Here is an 18,678-nt window from a genome sequence, read left to right as displayed (position 1 = left end):
CCGGGCCTAAACATCAGGACGTGATTTCCCACAGGCTGCGGAAGAAGCCGGACGCGACGACCGTCGCGGCGAGGGCGAAGGAGCCGCACAGCCCCTCCGCGAGCTCGGCCCGGCGTGACCACCACACCGAGCGCCACCCCCGCCCGGTGGCGACGGCGGCAGCGAGGGAGACGGCGCCGAGCAGCAGGACCGCGACGAGCCCGGCCGTCACGGTCGTCGACGACAGGTCGCCCAGCGCGAAGCCGACGAGCCACAGCCAGCACGAGAGCCCGGCCGCGCGGAGGAGGCGTCGGGCGGCCGTGTGCCGGTAGGAGCGGGCCGCGAGCAGGATGCTGGCACCGGCGAAGAAGGCGAGGGTCCGGGCGCCGATGCGGTCCAGGTCGATCGTCGCCGTCGCGAGCAGCAGGGGGGTGGCCACCGCCACCACGACCAGGATCGCCGCGCACGCGGCGGTGACCGTGCGGGTGGCGCCGGCGACGAGCTCGCGCATCGCCGCGGCGGAGACCACGATGCGGCCACGGCCGGCGCGGCCCCTGTCGCGGGCCGACCAGGCGGTCACGGCCAGCCGGTCCAGGTCGATCAGGGTCTCGTCGGGCACGTCGATCGCCAGGGTCGGCACGAAGCGTGTGGCCAGCATCGCGAGGAGCAGCAGCACGGCCCAGGCGACCCGACCGTCCCACTCCAGCAGCAGGGTGGTGCCGCACACGAGGAAGACGACCAGGCCCGACACGATCCACACGACCAGGGCCTCGTCGCGGTCGGACCGCATCGCGCGGGCCACGGCGGCGATCACGCCCGCGGAGACGGCGCTGACGGCCACGACGGCGGGCAGGAGGTGGACGCCCGGCTCGTGGACGGCGGCGAAGGCCGCCGCGGCGCCGAATGCGGGGGCGGCGGCCGCGCGCTGGGTGGCGTGCCGGCCCAGCGGCAGGGTCGCGGCCAGGGCGCACAGCATGAGGAGGCCGACGGTGAGGGTCCGCGACCCATCGTCCGCGGCGCGGGCGGCGTACCACGCGGCGAGGGCCGCGGCACCGGCCGCCAGCCCCATCGCCAGGGCCGCCACCCCGGGGTTGTCGGGCTGCGACGCCAACGCGTCCTCCCCGCCACCGCCGGCGCGGGTGCGGTGCACGCCGCCGGTGGCGACCAGCACCGAGCCGGACTCCACACCGGCACTGGCCAGCGTGCGGTCGGCCGTCAGGAGCTCGCCCAGGGAGGTCTGGAGCAGCGGGATGCCCGCCTGCCCCGTCTGGGCGGCGTACTCCCGGGCAACGTCCACCGACGTGGCGCCCTCGGGCACGACCAGGTCGAGCACCCCGGCCGGACCGTGCACGCTGACCGCGATGGTCGAGGCGAGCGCGGCGTTCGGCTGCACGTCGGACACGACTTCCCCCAGGATCTCATCGACGCCGGACCCACCGGCGACGTGCAGGCTAGTCGCTGGTGTGCGCCCCACCTATCATCAACGCGACCATCCGGGTGTGGCTAGGGGGAACGAGTGAGCACGACGCTGCGTGGGGGGCACCGGCTCGACGAGCCGGAGATGCCCGGAGGGCAGATCGTCCTCCAGCCGCCGCCGGAGATCCAGGAGAACGAGGGCGCCAGCGGCGTCCTGATGAACGCCATCCCGATGCTCGGCAGCCTGGGCTCCATCGTGCTCGTGGCCACCATGGGCGGCGGCGCCAACAAGACGCGCAGCTTCCTGGCCGCCGGCATGTTCCTCTTCGCCACCCTCGGCTTCATCATCGTGCAGATCGACCGGCAGCGTAAGCAGCGCGCGCAGCAGGTCACCGGCTCGCGCACCGAGTACCTCCGCTACCTCGCCAACATCCGCAAGGTGGCCCGCAACGCCGCCGAGCAGCAGCGTCGCGCGCTCAACTGGCACCACCCCGAGCCGTCGGCCCTGCCGGCGCTCGCGGAGGAGCGGACGCGGCTGTGGGAGCACGGGCCGGGTGACGGCAACTTCATGCACGTGCGCTACGGACTGTGCTCCCAGCCGCTCTCCACCGAGCTGGTCCCGCCGGAGAGCGCCCCGGTCGACCAGGTCGACCCGGCCGCCGCCTCGGCGCTGCACCGCCTGCTGGTGGTGCACCGGGTGCAGCCCAACCTGCCGGCGTCCATCGACCTGCGCGCGTTCGACCGCGTGGAGGTCTGCGGCCCCGAGGACGAGGCTCGCTCGGCGGCCCGGGCGATGATCCTGTCGGCCACCGCCTTCCACAACCCCGACCAGCTGGTCGTCGCGGTCCTGAGCTCGGAGCAGAACCTCACGCACTGGGACTGGATCAAGTGGCTGCCCCACGCCCAGAGCGCTCGCGAGGTCGACGCCGTCGGCCCGATGCGGCTGGTGACGACCTCGATCGACGACCTGGGCAACCTGCTGCCGCCCGACCTGGGCGACCGGCCCCGGTTCGGCGCCGACGAGCGTCCGCCGACGCCCCACATCCTGCTCGTCATCGACGGCGGGCACCTGCCGCCCGGCAACCACGTCGTGCCCCCGGACGGGCTGCACGGCGTGACGCTGCTCGACCTGCCGTCCCGGTGGGACGAGCTGGAGGACTCGACCCGCCTGCGCCTCCAGCTCGCGGAGGGGCGCCCCCAGCTGGGCAAGATGCCGATCCTGGCGATCCGGGTCCGCGAGGAGCCGGTCAAGGCGCTGATCGACCAGTGCGACATCGCCACGGCAGAGGCCTTCGCCCGCCGCCTGGCCCCGCTCAAGACCATCAGCGCCGACGCGTCCAGCGGTGCGGCCGTCGACATCACCTCGACGACCCCCGACCACATGGAGCTGCTCGGCCTCGGCGACATCCACACCTACGACACGGCCACGGCCTGGCGTCCCCGGCCGGCCCGCGACCGGCTCCGGGTGCCGATCGGCATCGGCGACAGCGGCGGCCTGGTGCACCTCGACATCAAGGAGTCCGCCCAGCAGGGCATGGGCCCGCACGGCCTGGTCATCGGCGCCACCGGCTCGGGCAAGTCGGAGTTCCTGCGCACCCTGGTGCTCGGGCTGACGATGACCCACTCGTCCGAGCAGCTCAACCTCGTGCTCGTCGACTTCAAGGGTGGTGCGACCTTCGCCGGCATGGCCGACATGCCGCACGTCTCGGCCGTCATCACCAACCTGGCCAACGAGCTGACCCTCGTCGACCGCATGCAGGACGCCCTGTCCGGCGAGATGACCCGCCGCCAGGAGCTGCTCCGCGACGCGGGCAACTACGCGTCGATCCGCGACTACGAGAAGGCCCGCGCCAACGGCGAGGACCTCGCCCCCATGCCGTCGCTGTTCATCGTGGTCGACGAGTTCTCCGAGATGCTCTCGGCCAAGCCCGAGTTCATCGACCTCTTCGTCGCCATCGGACGCCTCGGCCGCTCGCTGGGCCTGCACCTCCTGCTCGCCTCGCAGCGCCTCGAGGAGGGCCGCCTGCGGGGGCTGGAGTCCCACCTGTCCTACCGCGTCGGCCTGCGCACCTTCTCGGCCGGCGAGTCCCGGGCCGTGCTCGGCGTCCCCGACGCCTACGAGCTCCCGGCCGTGCCGGGCCTGGGCTACCTCAAGCCCGACCAGTCGACGCTGCTGCGGTTCAAGGCGGCGTACGTCTCCGGACCACCGTCGGGACGGTCCCGCGTACGCCGCGACGAGGGCGGCCACGTGCGCGGCATCCTGCCGTACACGATCTCGGAGGTGCAGGCGCTGGAGCCGCTCGAGACCGACGTCGAGGAGGCTCCCGTCGTGAGCCTGCAGCAGGGCGAGCAGCCCTCGCTGCTCGACATCGCGGTCCAGCGGATGATCGGCCAGGGCATGCCGGCCCACCAGGTCTGGCTGCCGCCGCTCGACGTGCCCGACACCCTCGACGACCTCATGCCCGACCTCGTCGAGGACCCCGACCTCGGCCTCGTCTCGCCGCGCTGGCGCAACGTGCCGGGTCTCGTGGTGCCGCTCGGCACCGTCGACCGGCCGCGCGAGCAGCGCCGCGACACGATGACGCTCAACCTCACCGGCGCCAGCGGCCACGTCGCCGTGATCGGCGGCCCCCGGTCGGGCAAGAGCACGCTGCTGCGCACGATCGTGACCGGCATGAGCCTGGTGTCCACGCCTCTGGAGTCGCAGTTCTTCGTGCTCGACTTCGGCGGCGGCACCTTCGCCCCGCTGGCCCGCTTCCCGCACGTCGCGGGCGTGGCGACCCGGTCCGAGCCCGACGTCGTACGCCGCGTCGTCGCCGAGGTGCAGGGCGTGGTGGACCGCCGCGAGGCCTACTTCCGCGAGAACGGCATCGACTCGATCGAGACCTACCGCAGCCGTCGCGCCCAGGGTCGCGCGGACGACGGGTGGGGCGACGTCTTCCTCGTCGTCGACGGGTGGAGCACGCTGCGCGCGGAGTTCGACGACATCGAGATGGAGCTCCAGCAGCTCGCCGGCCGTGGCCTCACGTTCGGCATCCACATCATCGCCGCGTCGGGCCGCTGGGCAGACTTCCGGGCCGCGATGCGCGACGTCTTCGGCTCCAAGCTCGAGCTGCGGCTCGGCGACCCCCTCGACTCCGAGGTCGACCGCAAGGTCGCCGCGCTGGTCCCGACGGGCCGTCCCGGCCGTGGCCTGACGCCCGGGAAGCTGCACTTCCTGGCCGCGCTGCCCCGCGTCGACGGGGACGCCGACGCCGGCACCCTCGGCGACGGGGTCGAGGACCTGATCGAGCGGGCGTCGGTCGCGTGGAAGGGCCACCCCGGCCCCAAGCTGCGGCTGCTGCCGGAGATGGTCACGCTCGACCGGATCCGCGAGGACGCGCAGCGCCGCCAGCTGCCCGCCAAGAAGCTCCTCATCGGCATCAACGAGCGCGAGCTCGCGCCGGTCGGCATCGACCCGTCCGCCGAGCCGCACATGCTCGTCTTCGGTGACGGCCAGTCGGGCAAGAGCGCCCTGCTGCGCAACTACCTCCAGGAGGTCATGCGCACGCGGACCCCCAAGGAGGCGCAGATCGTCGTCGTCGACTACCGGCGCTCCCTGCTGGGCGAGGTGCCCGACGAGTACCTCCTCAACTACCTCACCTCGGCCACCCAGGCCACGCCGACCCTCAAGGACATCGCGAGCTACCTCGAGAGCCGCATCCCGGGCCCGGACGTCACCCCCGACCAGCTGCGCAACCGGTCCTGGTGGACCGGCGCGGAGGTGTTCGTGGTGGTCGACGACTACGACCTGGTCGCCACCCAGCAGTCCTCACCGGTGCAGGCGCTCCAGCCGCTCATGGCGCAGGCGCGGGACACCGGTCTGCACGTGGTGGTCGCCCGCCGCGTCGGTGGCGCCTCGCGTGCGCTCTACGACCCGGTGATCCAGTCGATGCGCGACCTCGCGATGCCCGGCGTGCTGCTCTCTGGCCCCCGGGACGAGGGTGTGCTCATCGGCAACCTCCGTCCCCAGCCGGCGCCCCCCGGTCGGGCGCGGGTCGTCACGCGGGACGGCGGTACCGAGGTCACCCAGCTCGCCTGGACCGAGCCGACGATGTGATCGCGCCGCCCGGGCGGACGCGCAGGAGCCTCAGCGGCGACCGGACTTGAACATCCCCCGCGCGATCTCGCGGGCGGCGGTGCGCATGAAGTCCTTGAAGACCGGTGACTTCACCACCGTCTCGATGACGCCGTCCTCCTCCTTCGGGACCTTCGGGGCCGGCGCGGGCTTCCGGCTGCGCTCGGCTCGCGCCTCACGGGCCTCCTCCTCGGCGCGGGCGTCCTCCGCCGCCTTGCGCGCGCCCTCCTCGAGCCGGGCGGCGAGCCTCTCCCGCGCAGACTCGCGGTCGACGGGCTCGGCGTACCCGGCCCAGAGCGGCGACGCCTTGACGGCGGCCTCCATCTCGTCGGTCGGGGCGGGGTCCATCAGCGACTCGGGAGCACGGAGCCGCGTCCACGCGACCGGGGTGGGCGCGCCGCGCTCGTCCATCACCGTCACCACGGCCTCGCCGATGCCGAGGCTGGTGATCACCTCGCCGAGGTCGTCGTACGCCGACCTCGGGTAGGTGTTGACGGTGGCCTTCAGCGCCTTGGCGTCGTTGGGGGTGTGCGCGCGCAACTGGTGCTGGATGCGGGAGCCGAGCTGGCCGAGCACCTCGTCGGGCACGTCGGTCGGGCTCTGGGTCACGAAGAAGACGCCCACCCCCTTGGACCGGATCAGGCGCACCGTCTGGGCGATCTGGTCCAGGAAGGCGTCGGAGGCGTCGTTGAAGAGCAGGTGCGCCTCGTCGAAGAAGAAGACCAGCTTGGGCTTGTCGAGGTCGCCCTCCTCGGGGAGGTCGTGGAACAGGTCGGCCAGCATCCACATCAGGAAGGTGGAGAACAGCGCCGGCCGGTCCTGGAGGTTGGGCAGCTCGAGCAGGCTGACGATGCCGCGACCGTCCTCGGCGACGCGCAGGAAGTCCTTGGTCTCGAACTCGGGCTCCCCGAAGAACACGTCGGCCCCCTGCGCCTCGAAGGCCACCAGCTCACGCAGGATCACCCCGACCGTCTGGCCGGACAGCCCGCCGATCGACTTGAGCTCGGCCTTCCCCTGCGCGTCGCCGGTGAGGTACTGCAGCACCGCGCGCAGGTCGGCGAGGTCGAGGAGCGGCAGGCCGTTCTTGTCGCAGTAGTAGAAGACGAGCCCGAGCGAGGACTCCTGGGTGTCGTTGAGGCCGAGCACCTTGGCCAGCAGGGTGGGACCGAACGCGCTCATCGTGACACGGACCGGGACGCCGATGCCCTGGCCTCCGATCGCGTAGAACTCCGTCGGGAAGCCGGTGGCCGTCCACTCCTGGCCGACGCCCTCGGTGCGGGCGGTGAGCTTGTCGCTCGCCTCGCCCGGCACGCTGATGCCCGACAGGTCGCCCTTGATGTCGGCGGCGAACACGGGGACGCCGTGGGCGGACAGCTGCTCGGCGAGCAGCTGCAGGGTCTTCGTCTTGCCGGTGCCGGTCGCCCCCGCGACGAGGCCGTGGCGGTTGAGCATGGCGAGGGGGATGCGGATGCGTACGTCGGACAGCTCGGTCGCGTCGAGCATCAGGCCGCCGAGCTCGAGCGCGGTCCCCTCGAACGCGTAGCCGGGCGCCACCGCGGCGGCGATCGGGTGCTCGGGGGCGGCCTCGGTGACCGGCGCTGCGGGCGCCGCCCCGTCCGGCCCGGGGGCGGCGTCGGGCGTGGTCGCGGTCGCCTCGTCGGGCTGCTCGGTCATGCCGCGAGCCTAACCAGCCGCGTCGTCGCCGAGGAGCGCGTCGTTATAGTCGCCGCGTGATCTTCAAGCGCGTGGGCCAGGGACGCCCCTACCCGGCTCACGAGCTCACCTCCCGCGACTGGGCGTCCATCCCGCCGCGGCAGGTCCGCCTCGACCAGCTCGTGACGACCAAGGACACCCTCCAGCTCGCGACGCTGCTCGACGAGGACTCCACGTTCTACGGCGACCTGTTCGCGCACGTGGTGTCGTGGAAGGGCGACCTCTACCTCGAGGACGGTCTGCACCGCGCCCTGCGCGCCGCGCTGCACCAGCGCAACGTCCTGCACGCCCGGGTCCACGAGATGGCCGACTGATGCGGGACGGCGTCAAGTCGGCCCTCACGCTGGGCGTGCTGTGCCTGGTGCTGGTCGGCGCCGGCGCCTGGGGCTGGCAGGCCCTGACCGAGCCGCTGCCCGACAACGCCCCGCCGCCGCTGTGCACCGACACCACCGTCGCCGCCGGCACCGACGTCTTCCGGGACCAGGTGGCGGTCAGCGTCTTCAACGGCAGCACCCGCTCCGGGCTCGCGGGGGCGACCATGGAGCAGCTCGAGGAGCGCGGCTTCGTGGGCGCCGACACCGGCAACGCACCGCGGCGGATCCGCGGCGTGCAGATCTGGTCCGACGAGCCGAGGAACCCGGCGGTGCGCCTCGTCAAGCGCCAGTTCCGCAAGGCGGCCGTCGTCCCCGGCCCCGAGGGCGAGTCCCTGGGTCGCGGCGTGGTCGTCGTGCTGGGGCAGTCCTACTCCTCGCTGCGTGAGAAGGAGATCGAGAAGGTCACCGCCCGCGCCGACGCGACGTTCTGCAGTCCGCCGGGCTCCTGACCCCGTACGTCGTTCAGGCGTTCTCGGTCCCCGGCCGGCGGTCGCGGGCCCACTGGGCCAGCCGCCCGCCCTCGGAGACCTGACGGAGCCGTTCCTCGGTGGCGAGGCGCGCCTTGCGCGGCGTCACCACGACCAGGTCGTCGCCGTGGCGCAGCACGGTGCGGCGCTCGGGGACCAGCACCTCGCCCTGACGGACGACCAGGGACACCGACGCCCCCTGCGGCAGCCGGAGCTCGCCCACCTCGACGCCGTGCATCCGCGAGACGGGACTGATCGACACCTGCAGCAGGTCGGCGTCGACGCGCTCGAGGGGCGCCGCCTCGACGTCGAGGCCCCGGGGCTCGGAGCGCCGCGCGACCCGCAGGATCCTGGCGGCCAGCGGGAGGGTCGGTCCGGTCAGCAGCGTGTAGACGACCACCATCACGAAGACGATGGCGAAGAGCCGGTCGGCGTCGCGCACGCCCTCGGCCAGCGGGATCGTGGTCAGCACGATCGGGACCGCACCCCGCAGGCCGGCCCACGAGATGAACCCCAGCTCGCGCAGCGGCATGGGACGCACGACCGAGCTGACCAGCACCGAGAGCGGACGGGCGACCACGGTGAGGATGAGGCCGGTCGCCAGCGCCAGCCCGACGATCTCCAGGTCGAGGCGGTCGGGCGAGAGCAGCAGGCCGAGCATGACGAAGAGGCCGATCTGGGCCAGCCAGGCGACGCCCTCGGCGAAGGACCGGGTGGCGGCGCGGTGGGGCAGCTCGGAGTTGCCGAGGATCAGCGCGGCGACGTAGATCGCGGCGAACCCCGACGCGTGCGCGCTCGCCGCGGCGCCGTACGCGACCAGGGCCAGGCACAGCACGGCGAGCGGGTAGAGGCCCGAGGAGGGCAGGGCCGCGCGGCGCATCACCCAGCCGCCGGCGATGCCTGCGACGAGTCCGACCACGACGCCGACGGAGAGCTCGAAGACGATCGTGCCGGCGACGCCGAGGAGCCCCCCGCTGGCGGCGGCCCCGGTGGAGATCACGCCGACGAGGACGACGGTGGGGGCGTCGTTGAGCCCCGACTCCGCCTCGAGCACGCCGGTCAGGCGCTTGGGGAGGGGTACGACGCGCAGCACCGAGAAGACCGCCGCGGCATCGGTGGGTGAGCACACCGCGCCGAGCAGGATCGCGAGCTCCCAGGGCAACCCCAGGAGGTAGTGGGCGCCGACCGCGACCACCGCGACCGAGACGGCGACCCCCACGGTCGCCAGCGACACCCCGAGCGGGACCGAGGGACGCACCTCGCTCCAGCTGGTCGTCAGGCCACCCTCGGCCAGGATCAGCGCCAGCGCGCCGAAGCCGATCGCGTGGGCCATCTGGGCGTCCTCGAACTGGATCCCGAGGCCAGCCTCGCCGAGCACCACGCCCATGAGCAGGTAGACGAGCAGGCTGGGCAGACCGGCGCGCGCCGAGGCACGGGCGGCGAGGATCGCGGCCAGCGTGACGACGGAGCCCACCAGCAGGAACGAGTCGAGCTGGTGCACATCGAAAGTCACGCCACCTCGCTCCCCGGCATCGTCGAGCCCCGATCCTATCGGCGAGCGGACGACGGTCCCGACGCGCACGCGCGCCGTGACACGATCACCGGCATGAGCGATCGGTTCGCGGTGGCGCAGCGGGCGAACGTGCCGCCCTTCCACGTGATGGACCTGCTGGCCGCGGCCGCCGACCGGCAGCGCACCCACGGCGACCTGGTCAACATGGTCGCCGGCCAGCCCTCGACCGGCGCTCCCCGCCCGGTCGTCGACGAGGCCATCAGGCTGCTCGGCAGCGGGGACCCGCTCGGCTACACCGTCGCCGCGGGCGTGCCCGAGCTGCGCGAGGCCATCGCCGGGCACCACCGCCGTACGCACGGCATCGACGTCACGCCCGACGACGTCGTGGTGACCACCGGCTCCAGCGGCGGCTTCCTGCTCGCCTTCCTCGCGGCCTTCGAGCCCGGCGACCGGGTGGCGATGGCCCGCCCCGGCTACCCCTGCTACCGCAACGTGCTGACCGCGCTGGGCTGCGAGGTGGTCGAGGTCGAGACCGGGCCGGGCAACCGGTTCCAGCCGACCGTCGAGCAGCTCGAGGAGCTCGGCGACGTCCGGGGCCTGGTCGTGGCGAGCCCGGCCAACCCGACGGGCACGATGCTGCTGCCGGCCGAGCTCGCCGCGCTCGCCGCCTGGTGCGAGGACCGCGGCGTGCAGCTGGTCTCCGACGAGATCTACCACGGGATCGAGTTCGCGCCGCTCGACGGGCAGCCGTCGCTGTCACGCTCCGCCTGGGAGACCTCGCGGGAGGCGATCGTCTTCAGCTCGTTCTCCAAGTACTTCTCCATGACCGGGTGGCGGATCGGCTGGATGCTGGTGCCGCAGCGCCTGTGCCGGGCCGTCGAGGTGCTCACCGGCAACTTCACGATCTGCCCGCCCGTCCTCGGGCAGTGGGCGAGCATCGCTGCTTTCACCGACGCGTCGTACACCGAGCTCGACGGCCACGTCGCGAGGTACGCCGCCAACCGCCGGCTGCTCCTCGACGGCCTGGCCGCGCTGGGCATCGACCGCCTGGCCCCGGCCGACGGCGCCTTCTACGCCTACGCCGACATCGGCCACCTCACCGACGACTCGATGGCCTGGACCCGGCGGCTGCTCGCCGACACGGGTGTGGCGCTGGCGCCGGGGATCGACTTCGACACCGTGGCGGGCCAGCGCCACGTGCGCCTCAGCCTCGCCGGCCCGGAGGGCGACGTGCGGACCGGGCTCGAGCGGCTGGCCGACTGGCTCCCCTGATCCGAGGTTTGACGACCCGGGATGCGGGGAAGGCGGCACAGGCGCGGTGCGGGAGGCACCGTGCGCAAGCGCACGGGGGCTGACGAGAGGACGTGATCGATGTACGGCGACACCGCCGCATCGCGCAAACGAGTCGCCCAGCTGCGGGAGCAGGGTGGAGACATCCGGGCCATGGCGGACCGCCTGGTGGCCCAGGCCGAGAGCGTGCCGTGGTCCGGCCGCGCCGCCGACTCGATGCGCAGCCGCATCAAGGAGCGGGCCTCGCACCTGCGCGCCGCCGCCGGTCACCACGACACGGCCGCAGACTCGCTGGCCCGCCACGCGACCGAGGTCGACGCCCTCAAGGACGCGATCGAGACGATCTCCCACAAGGCCGGTGCCCTCACCGCCGACGCGCGGACCCGCGCGGCCCAGGCCGGGCCCACGAGTGCGCCGAGCCGCGAGGACGAGGTCCTGCTCGCCTTCACTCCCCCGCCGGCCGGTCACAAGGACTGGCTGACCGCCGAGCTGCCGGGACTCTGACATGGTGACCATCGACCTCACGACCCCACCGGCCGGGGCCGCCGGGTTCCTCGACGGCCTCCCCCGGCGACTGGCGATCACCCTGCCCGAGCTGCGGCTCGCCGCCCGGGCGGCGGGCGACGCCCCGCTCCCCTTCGACCTCACCGAGTCCGCCGGTCCGGGCGCGCTCGAGGGGCGCCTCGGGCAGTCCCGCGGCACGGCGGACGAGGCGGCGTACACCTCGGCGCTGGCCTCCCTGCACGATCCCGACGAGACCCTGCGGCGTCGCGGCCTGCTCACCGACGCGGGGCTCGACGCCGGCCTGGCCGGCGCCATCGGCCTGCTGGCCACGCCCCGCCTGGCGCTGGACATCGACGTCGCCGCCGCGGGCAGCCAGGTCAAGGCCTGGCACCGCCAGGCCGACGGCGCCGTGGCGACCCTCGCGACGTGCGACGGCGTCGTCTTCGAGCTCGCGTGGTTCCCCGTCGACCGCTGGGCGGGCGAGCTCTCCCGCGTCGCGGCGATCCCCGACGACGTCGAGCTGCGTGAGTCCGAGGTGCCGGCCACGATGGAGGTGCCGTTCCCCCTCGTCGACGCGATCGGCGAGGCCCTCCGCTCGGGCCGCTCCGACCTGGTCCCGGTCCTCATGGAGCACCACGGCGAGGACATCCTCGACACCGACGCCGCCCCCATCGCCCCGGCCGACGCGGCCACCGCCGTCGCGGCCGTCCACACCGAGGGACGTGGGCGCCTCCGGGTGCTCGCCGCCGAGGTCACCGACCGCGGCACCACCGGTGCCGGCGTCGCCTCGTGGGTGCTGCTCGCCGACGGGTGGCACAGCCTCACCCCCCACCAGGAGGACACCGGGCCGCGGCTGACCGTGCGCCGGGTGGACCCCGACGACCTGGCGACCGAGCTCGCCCCCGTCCTCGCGCAGGTGATCGCATGACCGACCAGGAGCTGACACCCGGCACCACCACCGACGCCCGGGTCCACGCCGACAAGTACCACGAGATGCTGGCCCTGGCCGACCTGTTCGACAAGGCCGGCACCGAGATGCGCGCCAGGGCGCGGCTCGGCGCCGAGATCCTCGCCGACGAGGACGTCGCCGCCTCCGGCGAGCTGTCCCCCGCGACCTGGGCGCAGGCCGAGGAGGACGTCCGGGCCGCGACGACCGGCAAGCAGGGGCTGCTGACCCGCTCGGTCGAGCTCGACGCCGACGCACTGGTGGTGCGGGCCACCGTGCTGACCTACCGCTGGATCGACGAGCTCCAGGACGCCGCCTACAAGACGCTCGGCTCCATCGCGGGCCGCGCCATCGGCTACCTCGCCCCCGAGGTGGCCCTCGGTGGCGCCATCGTCTCCGCCGGTCTCATCGAGACCGACGCCCTCGACCGCGACGGCGTGACGAGCTACCTCAACGAGCTCGCCGAGAGCAACCCCGAGCTGATGGACCACATGGCCGGGGTCGGCGGCCTGCTCCACGGTCTGCAGATGCGCTCGCTGCTCACCGCCGGGGTGATGTCCGGGGCCGGCGGCGCGGCCGCGGCCCGCGGCGGCCTGCGGGCCATCGGCGTGGAGCCGTTCGCGGTCGACGCGATGGCCGCGCTGCGCGACTCGGCCGCGGGGTTCGTCGAGGAGCTCGAGGTCGCCACGGTCGCCGACGCCGGGGTCGACGGCGCCACCGCGCCGCGCACCATCGAGGACCTGATGACCAACCTGGCCCGGGCCGACCGCCGCATCAGCGTCCAGCGGATCGGCGCGGGCCGCTACATCGCCTACCTGCCCGGCGGCCGGGCCGACGAGGGCGGCCGGCTGCGGCTCGTGGGCGGCGACAACGCGTCGTACGTCCGCCAGGTGGTGCGCGCCATCGAGGCTGCGGTCGACGGCGAGCCCGGGGCCCGGGTCATGCTCGTGGGCTCCTGCCACGGCGGGACCGCCGCCGCCGAGATCGCGGCGGCGGCCGCCTCGGAGGCCTTCGTGGTCGACCAGGTGGTCACCACCGGCGCACCCTCGGCCCAGGTCCCCACGATCCCGCAGCAGACGCGGGTGCTGTCGCTGGAGGACCGCTCGGACCCCGTCGCGCTGCTCGGCTCGTTGATCAACACCGACGTGGACAACCGGCTGACGGTCGTCTACGACGGCTCAGCCGCCGGCACCGACGACCCGAGCACCTCGCCGTACGTCGTCGGCGGACGGGCGGCGGACGCCGCGCAGCACCCGGAGGTCCGGGCCGAGATCGCCCGCATCCACGACCTGGGCTTCCTGGCCGGCTAGAGGCGCGTCACAGGATGTCGTGCACGAACTCGCCCAGCTGGGTGAGGTTGCGGCACTCCACCATCGGCACGACCTCGCCGTAGGCACGGGCGGCACTGTCGCCCGTGCCCCAGTGGCGCGTGTGCTCGGGGTTGAGCCACCACGCGTGGCGGGCCTCCCCGACCAGCCCGCGCAGGGTGTCGACCGCCAGGTCGCTGTAGTTGGACCGCGCGTCGCCCAGCACCAGCAGGGAGGTGCGCGGACCGAGCGCGTCGGCGTGCTGCTCGGCGAAGGTGGTGAACGCGCGACCGTAGTTGGTGCGCCCCCACCGGGCCGCGTGCGCGGTGCTCGCCGCGAGGTTCTCCATCACCTCCACCACGTCCCCGCCCGGGGTGAAGTGGTGGCTGACCTCGTGGACCTGGTCGACGAAGGTGAACGCCCGGACCTTGTGGAACTGGTCGCGCAGCGCGTAGACGAGGAGCAGGGTGAACTGGGCGAAGTTGGCCACCGACCCGCTGACGTCGCACAGCACCACCAGCTCGGTCCGGTGCGGCCGCCTGGGCCGGTGGTGCGTCTCCAGCGGCACGCCCCCGGTGGCCAGCGACGCCCGGACGGTGCGCCGGAAGTCCAGGGCGCCGCGACGCCGCGCGTGCTGCTCCTTGGTGAGGCGTACGGCGAGCCGTCGCGCGAGCGGGTAGATCTCGCGCCGCATCTCCTCCAGGTCCGCTCGACGGGCGGAGGTGAAGTCGAGGCGGTCGATCGTCGGGCGGACGACGACGTCGGCGACGTGCTCGGGTCCCTTCTCCTCGGCCAGCCGGCGACGGGCGTCGGCCTCGACCAGCCGGGTGAACTCGCCCACCCGACGGCCGGCCAGCCGCTCGGCGTCGTCCGGGTGGGCTCCGCGTCCCAGGAGCCCGGCGACGAGCTGGTCCACGAGCTGCTGGGGTGTGACCCGCTGGAGCGCGGTGTAGGCCGACCAGCTCGACAGGCCCGGCCCGCGGCCCGGCATCGCGCCGAAGCGCGCCATGGCCTCCACGGCGAGGTCCTGCACGCGCTGGTCGTCGCCCGCCTCGAGCGCCGCGGCCAGCTCCCCGCGGAAGGTCGTCAGGGCGGCGGCGTTGTCGCGCACGGCGCCGGCGGGCTCGCCCTCCTCGCCGGAGCCCTCCGGGTCGCCTGCCACGCCCTCGCCGACCAGCCGGGGGTAGTAGAGGTCGAAGATCGCGTCGAAGGTAACGCGCTGCGACTGCTTCTTGACCAGGGTGGCGGCGTACGCCGTGCGGACCACCTCGCGGTCGTGCCACCCGATCCGCTCCAGCGCGGCGATGGCGTCGAGGCCCTCGGCCAGCGAGACCGACAGGCCCGCCGAGCGCAGCGCCTCGACGAGGCCGATGTGGGTGTCGAGGAGGGTCATGGCTGGTCCGGGCTCACCTCACCGGGCGGCGGCGAGCCGGAGCTCCTTGACGGCGCGGTCGTGGTCGGAGGAGTGCTTGAGCACCACGCCGAGCGTGCGGCGTACGGCCTCCTCGTCGAGGTCCCCGATCTCCAGCGCGATCAGGGTGCGCGCCCAGTCGACCGACTCGGCGATCGACGGTGCCTTCTTGAGCTCGAGCTCGCGCAGGCGGGCGACGACCTCGACGAGCTGGGTCGCGACCTTGTCGGTCAGGCCGGGCACCTGGGAGGTGACGATCTCCCGCTCCCGCTCGGCGTCGGGGTAGTCGAGGTGGAGGAACAGGCAGCGCCGCTTGACGGCCTCCGACAGCTCGCGCGTCGCGTTGGACGTCAGCACCACGAAAGGCCGGCGCGTCGCGCTCACGGTGCCGAGCTCGGGGATGGTCACCTGGAAGTCCGAGAGGACCTCGAGCAGCAGGCCCTCGACCTCCACGTCGGTCTTGTCGACCTCGTCGATCAGCAGCACCGTCGGCTCGTCGCGGCGGATGGCGGTCAGCAGCGGGCGGGTCAGCAGGAACTCGTCGGTGAAGATGTCGTCGTGGGTCTCGTCCCACCCCTCGTCGCCGCTGGCCTGGATGCGCAGGAGCTGCTTCTTGTAGTTCCACTCGTAGAGCGCCCGCGCCTCGTCCAGCCCCTCGTAGCACTGGAGGCGCACCAGCCCTGCGCCGCTCGCGCGCGCGACGGCCTTGGCCAGCTCGGTCTTGCCGACGCCGGCCGGGCCCTCGACCAGCAGCGGCTTCTCCAGGGCGCCGGCGAGGTACGCCGTGGTGGCCGTCGCCGCGTCGGCGAGGTAGCCGGTGGCGTGGAGGCGGGAGGAGGCGTCGTCGGGACTCGCGAACCAGGAGGGCACGCCGGGAGCCTACGGGCCGGGCTGTCGGCGCGTCGTACGGCGACACCCGCGCGAGCGGTGAGCCAGCCACAGTCCCGCCCTCGCGGAACGTGGCTCACGCACCGCTCGGCGGGGCCGGCCAGACAGCACCAGCAGAGGGGGCGGGATTCGAACCCGCGGTAGGTCTCCCTACGACCGCTTTCAAGGCGGTTCCGATCGGCCGCTCCGGCACCCCTCCTCGTGTCCACCCGGGGGTGGGCACGCGAGCATTCTAGGAGGACGCGGGGTCCGGGCTACTCAGAGCCGCCGAACTCCATCTCGACGTCGTCGTAGGCCAGGTCCCGGAGCCTCTGGAGGTGGCGGTCGATGTCGCCGAGCAGCCGCAGCAGCGCCTGCCGCACCTCGGTGACGTCGGGGCTCTCGAGGACCTGCGGCCCGAGCTCGCCCATCCGCGCGATGAGCGCGGTGCGCTCGCGCAGCGCGGCGGTGCCGCGGGCGGCCAGCCAGGCGTCGTCGGGGTGCTCGGACTCCCGGATCAGCACGTCGCGGACGTCGGCCATCCGCTGCCGCACGGTCCAGCGCCAGTTGCCCAGGGCGATCCCGGGCTCGGGCGGCACGTCCAGGGCTCGGTGGAGGGCGCTCATCGCCACTGACGCGCTCGACATGGCCGCCCTCCTGCCCACGGGGTTGGGTCGAGTGTGGCCCTCGCGGGGGCACGGGACAAGGCCCAACTGGCGATCGGGACGCGGGATGGGGTGCAATCCTCCCGTGCCGTCCGACTACCGACTCGCGCCCGCCGTCACCGCCCGCCTGCTGGGGGGTGTGCTCGTGCTCATCGCCCTGATGGTCTTCGCCGCCACGGCCGCCGTGGCGTTCCTCGACCTGCACACCGCTGTGCTCCTGGTGCCGGCGCTGCTCGCCATCGTCGTGCTGGTCGTCGCCACCGTGGTCCTGGGTCGGCGGGGCTGGGTCGTGCGCCTCAGCGACGAGGGCTACCGCGTCCAGTGGGTGCGCGGCGTGGGCGTCCCCGCCGCGCGGTGGAAGGACGTCGAGGACGCCGTCACGACCACCAGCGCCGGCTCGCCGTGCGTGGTCCTGCGCCTGCGCAACGGCGGTACGACGACCATCCCGGTCGACCTCCTCGCCGGCGACCGCGAGGCGTTCGTCCGCGACCTCCAGCAGCACCTGCAGGACGGCCAGGGCCTGCGCCCGCTGTGAGCCGACACCTGATTCGGCAGATCCCGCGGCCGCCTTGTAGCCTGTGCTCGCTCGTCCACGGCGAGCGTGGAGGCGTCGCCTAGTCCGGTCTATGGCGCCCGCCTGCTAAGCGGGTTTGGGGCTACAACCCCATCGAGGGTTCAAATCCCTCCGCCTCCGCCAACCTCTGGCCTCCTGCACGGGGGCCAGAGTGCATTTGGGCCGCCGTGCATCCGAGCACCGGGTGTGCCACGGTGGTGACGGCACTGCACAAGTGTGCAATGCACACAGTTGCAGCCGTGACCATGGTGACGCACCGGCCCGGATCGATGACAATGGGCGGGTGAGGTCCCCCCGGACCCGACTACAAGAGGGTGAATGATCATGACAGCACGTCGCATCGCCGCCGCACTCCTGGCCGCGGCCCTGACCGCCGGCGCCGTGGGCATCACCAGCGCCCCCGCCTCGGCCAACAAGGACACGACCTGGCCGACGGGTTCGATCATCCGCTGACGAAAGCCCCCCTGTCGGAGCGGACCGTGACTCAGTCGCGGTCCGCTTCGTCGTGCGTCTCCGTGTCGTTGCCGGTGATGCCCTGGCGGCCCATCTCGTAGCCGAGCTGGAACCGCGTGTCCACGGCGAACTCGTGCTTGAGGTCCGAGACGTACGCCGCGTAGGTGCGCGGGCTGACACCCAGGCGCTTGGCCCCGACCGGGTCCGCGTGGCCGCCGATGAGCATCCGGATGGTCATCGCCCGCTGCTCGGCCGCGATGTCGCGCATCAACGGCGTCTCGCGGTTGGTGAAGGGCCGCGCCCTTTCCCACGACCGCTCGAAGATGTCGACCAGGTAGTGCACCAGCGAGGGCTCGCGCACGGCCAGGCCGCCGTTGCCCTCCCGGGTCGGGACGATGGCCAGGCGGCGGTCGACGACGATCAGCCGGTTGAAGAACTCGTCGAGGGTGCGGACCTGGGCCCCCTCGGCGGCGACGGCGGCGACGTACTTGTGGGTGGCCGCGTTCCGCCGGGCGGCGTGCTGGTAGAGGGTCCGCATGGTGACCCCGCGACGCAGCGCCGCGACCTCGCGCTCGATGGCGGCGGGGAGCTGGTCGATGGCCCGGCCGGTCTGCGGCTGGGCGGTGAGCAGCTCCTCGGACGCGTCGGCGACCGAGGAGGTGATGTAGGGGCCGATCGCCTCGCCCCGCAGCTCGGTGAACGGGCCCTTGACCGAGCCGGGCGACTGGCGCCACGTCTGGGAGAGGTTGCTGAACGCCTGCGCCCACTGGGCCGACTCGGAGATGAGCTGGGCGCCCTGCTGCCCCATCGGCGCGACGACGCGCGACTGCACGGTCGCCGGGTCCACCGCCACCCACGACTCGTCGAGCTCGTCGAGGGTGACCAGGCCGAGCTCCTGGAGGAGGTCGAAGGCTTCGCGATCGGGGCCCCGGTCGGCGATGCGGGGGTCCGTGCGGGCCAGGCCGCCCTGGGTGGCGATCTCCTCGTAGAGCGCGGTGGCGGCAGTCTCGAAGAGCGAGCGCTCCCCCAGGCCGAAATCGGTCATCCCACCGCCTTCCCGTGCTTCCGCCGATCCTTCCACA

At 73.4% G+C, this 18,678-nt stretch carries 16 protein-coding genes and 2 tRNA genes; 10 read left to right on the top strand and 8 right to left on the bottom strand.

What is annotated here, in order from left to right; genetic code table 11:
• Window positions 1-13 precede the first annotated feature (13 nt).
• Window positions 14-1,381 carry a hypothetical protein gene (locus DAI17_RS11875; protein WP_107773145.1) on the bottom strand — a complete coding sequence of 456 codons (1,368 nt, stop codon included), beginning with the start codon at window positions 1,379-1,381 and terminating at the stop codon, window positions 14-16.
• 114 nt (window positions 1,382-1,495) lie between these two features.
• Here DAI17_RS11875 and eccCa point away from each other — a divergent pair, with 114 nt between their 5' ends.
• Window positions 1,496-5,494: a type VII secretion protein EccCa gene (gene eccCa / locus DAI17_RS11870; RefSeq protein WP_234412464.1), complete on the top strand. Its 3,999-nt coding sequence runs from the start codon at window positions 1,496-1,498 to the stop codon at window positions 5,492-5,494.
• 30 nt (window positions 5,495-5,524) lie between these two features.
• On the opposite strand, the gene DAI17_RS11865 is transcribed toward eccCa, so the two are convergent.
• Entirely contained in the window at window positions 5,525-7,186 is a 1,662-nt protein-coding gene (locus DAI17_RS11865) for a helicase HerA-like domain-containing protein (RefSeq protein ID WP_107773143.1), read from the bottom strand.
• 56 nt (window positions 7,187-7,242) lie between these two features.
• On the opposite strand from DAI17_RS11865, the gene DAI17_RS11860 reads away from it, so the two are divergent.
• Window positions 7,243-7,539 carry a type II toxin-antitoxin system VapB family antitoxin gene (locus tag DAI17_RS11860; protein WP_107773141.1) on the top strand — a complete coding sequence of 99 codons (297 nt, stop codon included), beginning with the start codon at window positions 7,243-7,245 and terminating at the stop codon, window positions 7,537-7,539.
• On the top strand, window positions 7,539-8,048 hold the full coding sequence (locus DAI17_RS11855; RefSeq protein WP_107773139.1) for a LytR C-terminal domain-containing protein: 510 nt from the start codon (window positions 7,539-7,541) through the stop codon (window positions 8,046-8,048). The genes DAI17_RS11860 and DAI17_RS11855 overlap by 1 nt, the downstream gene beginning before the upstream one ends.
• 13 nt (window positions 8,049-8,061) lie before the next feature.
• On the opposite strand, the gene DAI17_RS11850 is transcribed toward DAI17_RS11855, so the two are convergent.
• Window positions 8,062-9,579 (bottom strand): potassium/proton antiporter, encoded by a 1,518-nt coding sequence (locus DAI17_RS11850; RefSeq protein WP_107773137.1) that lies wholly within the window; start codon window positions 9,577-9,579, stop codon window positions 8,062-8,064.
• A gap of 93 nt (window positions 9,580-9,672) precedes the next feature.
• Between DAI17_RS11850 and DAI17_RS11845 the strand changes: the two genes are divergently transcribed.
• The 4 genes from DAI17_RS11845 (at window position 9,673) to DAI17_RS20980 (ending at window position 13,629) form a co-directional block, all read left to right on the top strand.
• Complete coding sequence (locus tag DAI17_RS11845) at window positions 9,673-10,851, top strand: pyridoxal phosphate-dependent aminotransferase (RefSeq protein WP_107773349.1); 1,179 nt, start codon at window positions 9,673-9,675, stop codon at window positions 10,849-10,851.
• A 99-nt stretch (window positions 10,852-10,950) separates the two neighbouring features.
• Window positions 10,951-11,373: a hypothetical protein gene (locus DAI17_RS11840; protein WP_107773135.1), complete on the top strand. Its 423-nt coding sequence runs from the start codon at window positions 10,951-10,953 to the stop codon at window positions 11,371-11,373.
• A 4-nt stretch (window positions 11,374-11,377) separates the two neighbouring features.
• A complete protein-coding gene (locus tag DAI17_RS11835) occupies window positions 11,378-12,301 on the top strand; it encodes a hypothetical protein (RefSeq protein ID WP_159081498.1) in 924 nt (307 codons plus the stop codon).
• Window positions 12,298-13,629, top strand: coding sequence for a hypothetical protein (locus DAI17_RS20980; RefSeq protein WP_159081497.1), 1,332 nt, complete (start codon window positions 12,298-12,300; stop codon window positions 13,627-13,629). Before DAI17_RS11835 ends, DAI17_RS20980 begins: the two co-directional genes overlap by 4 nt.
• 7 nt (window positions 13,630-13,636) lie before the next feature.
• Here DAI17_RS20980 and DAI17_RS11825 read toward each other — a convergent pair whose 3' ends face one another.
• The 4 genes from DAI17_RS11825 to DAI17_RS11810 all read right to left on the bottom strand — a co-directional run bounded on the left by DAI17_RS11825 (window position 13,637) and on the right by DAI17_RS11810 (window position 16,551).
• Complete coding sequence (locus DAI17_RS11825; RefSeq protein WP_107773131.1) at window positions 13,637-15,019, bottom strand: vWA domain-containing protein; 1,383 nt, start codon at window positions 15,017-15,019, stop codon at window positions 13,637-13,639.
• A gap of 18 nt (window positions 15,020-15,037) precedes the next feature.
• The gene (locus DAI17_RS11820) at window positions 15,038-15,907 is read right to left on the bottom strand and encodes an AAA family ATPase (protein WP_107773129.1); all 870 of its coding nucleotides are present in this window, start codon (window positions 15,905-15,907) and stop codon (window positions 15,038-15,040) included.
• Window positions 15,908-16,039: 132 nt separating this feature from the next.
• Window positions 16,040-16,124, bottom strand: a tRNA-Ser gene (locus DAI17_RS11815).
• A 55-nt stretch (window positions 16,125-16,179) separates the two neighbouring features.
• Window positions 16,180-16,551 carry a hypothetical protein gene (locus DAI17_RS11810; RefSeq protein ID WP_107773127.1) on the bottom strand — a complete coding sequence of 124 codons (372 nt, stop codon included), beginning with the start codon at window positions 16,549-16,551 and terminating at the stop codon, window positions 16,180-16,182.
• Between the two features lie 103 nt (window positions 16,552-16,654).
• On the opposite strand from DAI17_RS11810, the gene DAI17_RS11805 reads away from it, so the two are divergent.
• From DAI17_RS11805 to DAI17_RS21665, 3 genes are all read left to right on the top strand, one after another.
• The gene (locus DAI17_RS11805) at window positions 16,655-17,104 is read left to right on the top strand and encodes a hypothetical protein (protein WP_234412463.1); all 450 of its coding nucleotides are present in this window, start codon (window positions 16,655-16,657) and stop codon (window positions 17,102-17,104) included.
• A gap of 68 nt (window positions 17,105-17,172) precedes the next feature.
• A tRNA-Ser gene (locus DAI17_RS11800) sits at window positions 17,173-17,266 on the top strand.
• A 201-nt stretch (window positions 17,267-17,467) separates the two neighbouring features.
• On the top strand, window positions 17,468-17,596 hold the full coding sequence (locus tag DAI17_RS21665) for a hypothetical protein (protein ID WP_267894724.1): 129 nt from the start codon (window positions 17,468-17,470) through the stop codon (window positions 17,594-17,596).
• Window positions 17,597-17,627: 31 nt separating this feature from the next.
• Here the strand turns inward: DAI17_RS21665 and DAI17_RS11795 are convergent, their stop codons facing one another.
• Entirely contained in the window at window positions 17,628-18,641 is a 1,014-nt protein-coding gene (locus tag DAI17_RS11795) for a TrmB family transcriptional regulator (protein ID WP_107773123.1), read from the bottom strand.
• Window positions 18,642-18,678 lie beyond the last annotated feature (37 nt).

The sequence above is a fragment of the Nocardioides sediminis genome (genome assembly GCF_003047295.1).
GTDB lineage: Bacteria > Actinomycetota > Actinomycetes > Propionibacteriales > Nocardioidaceae > Nocardioides > Nocardioides sediminis.
This window is presented reverse-complemented; position numbering and strand designations above follow the sequence as displayed.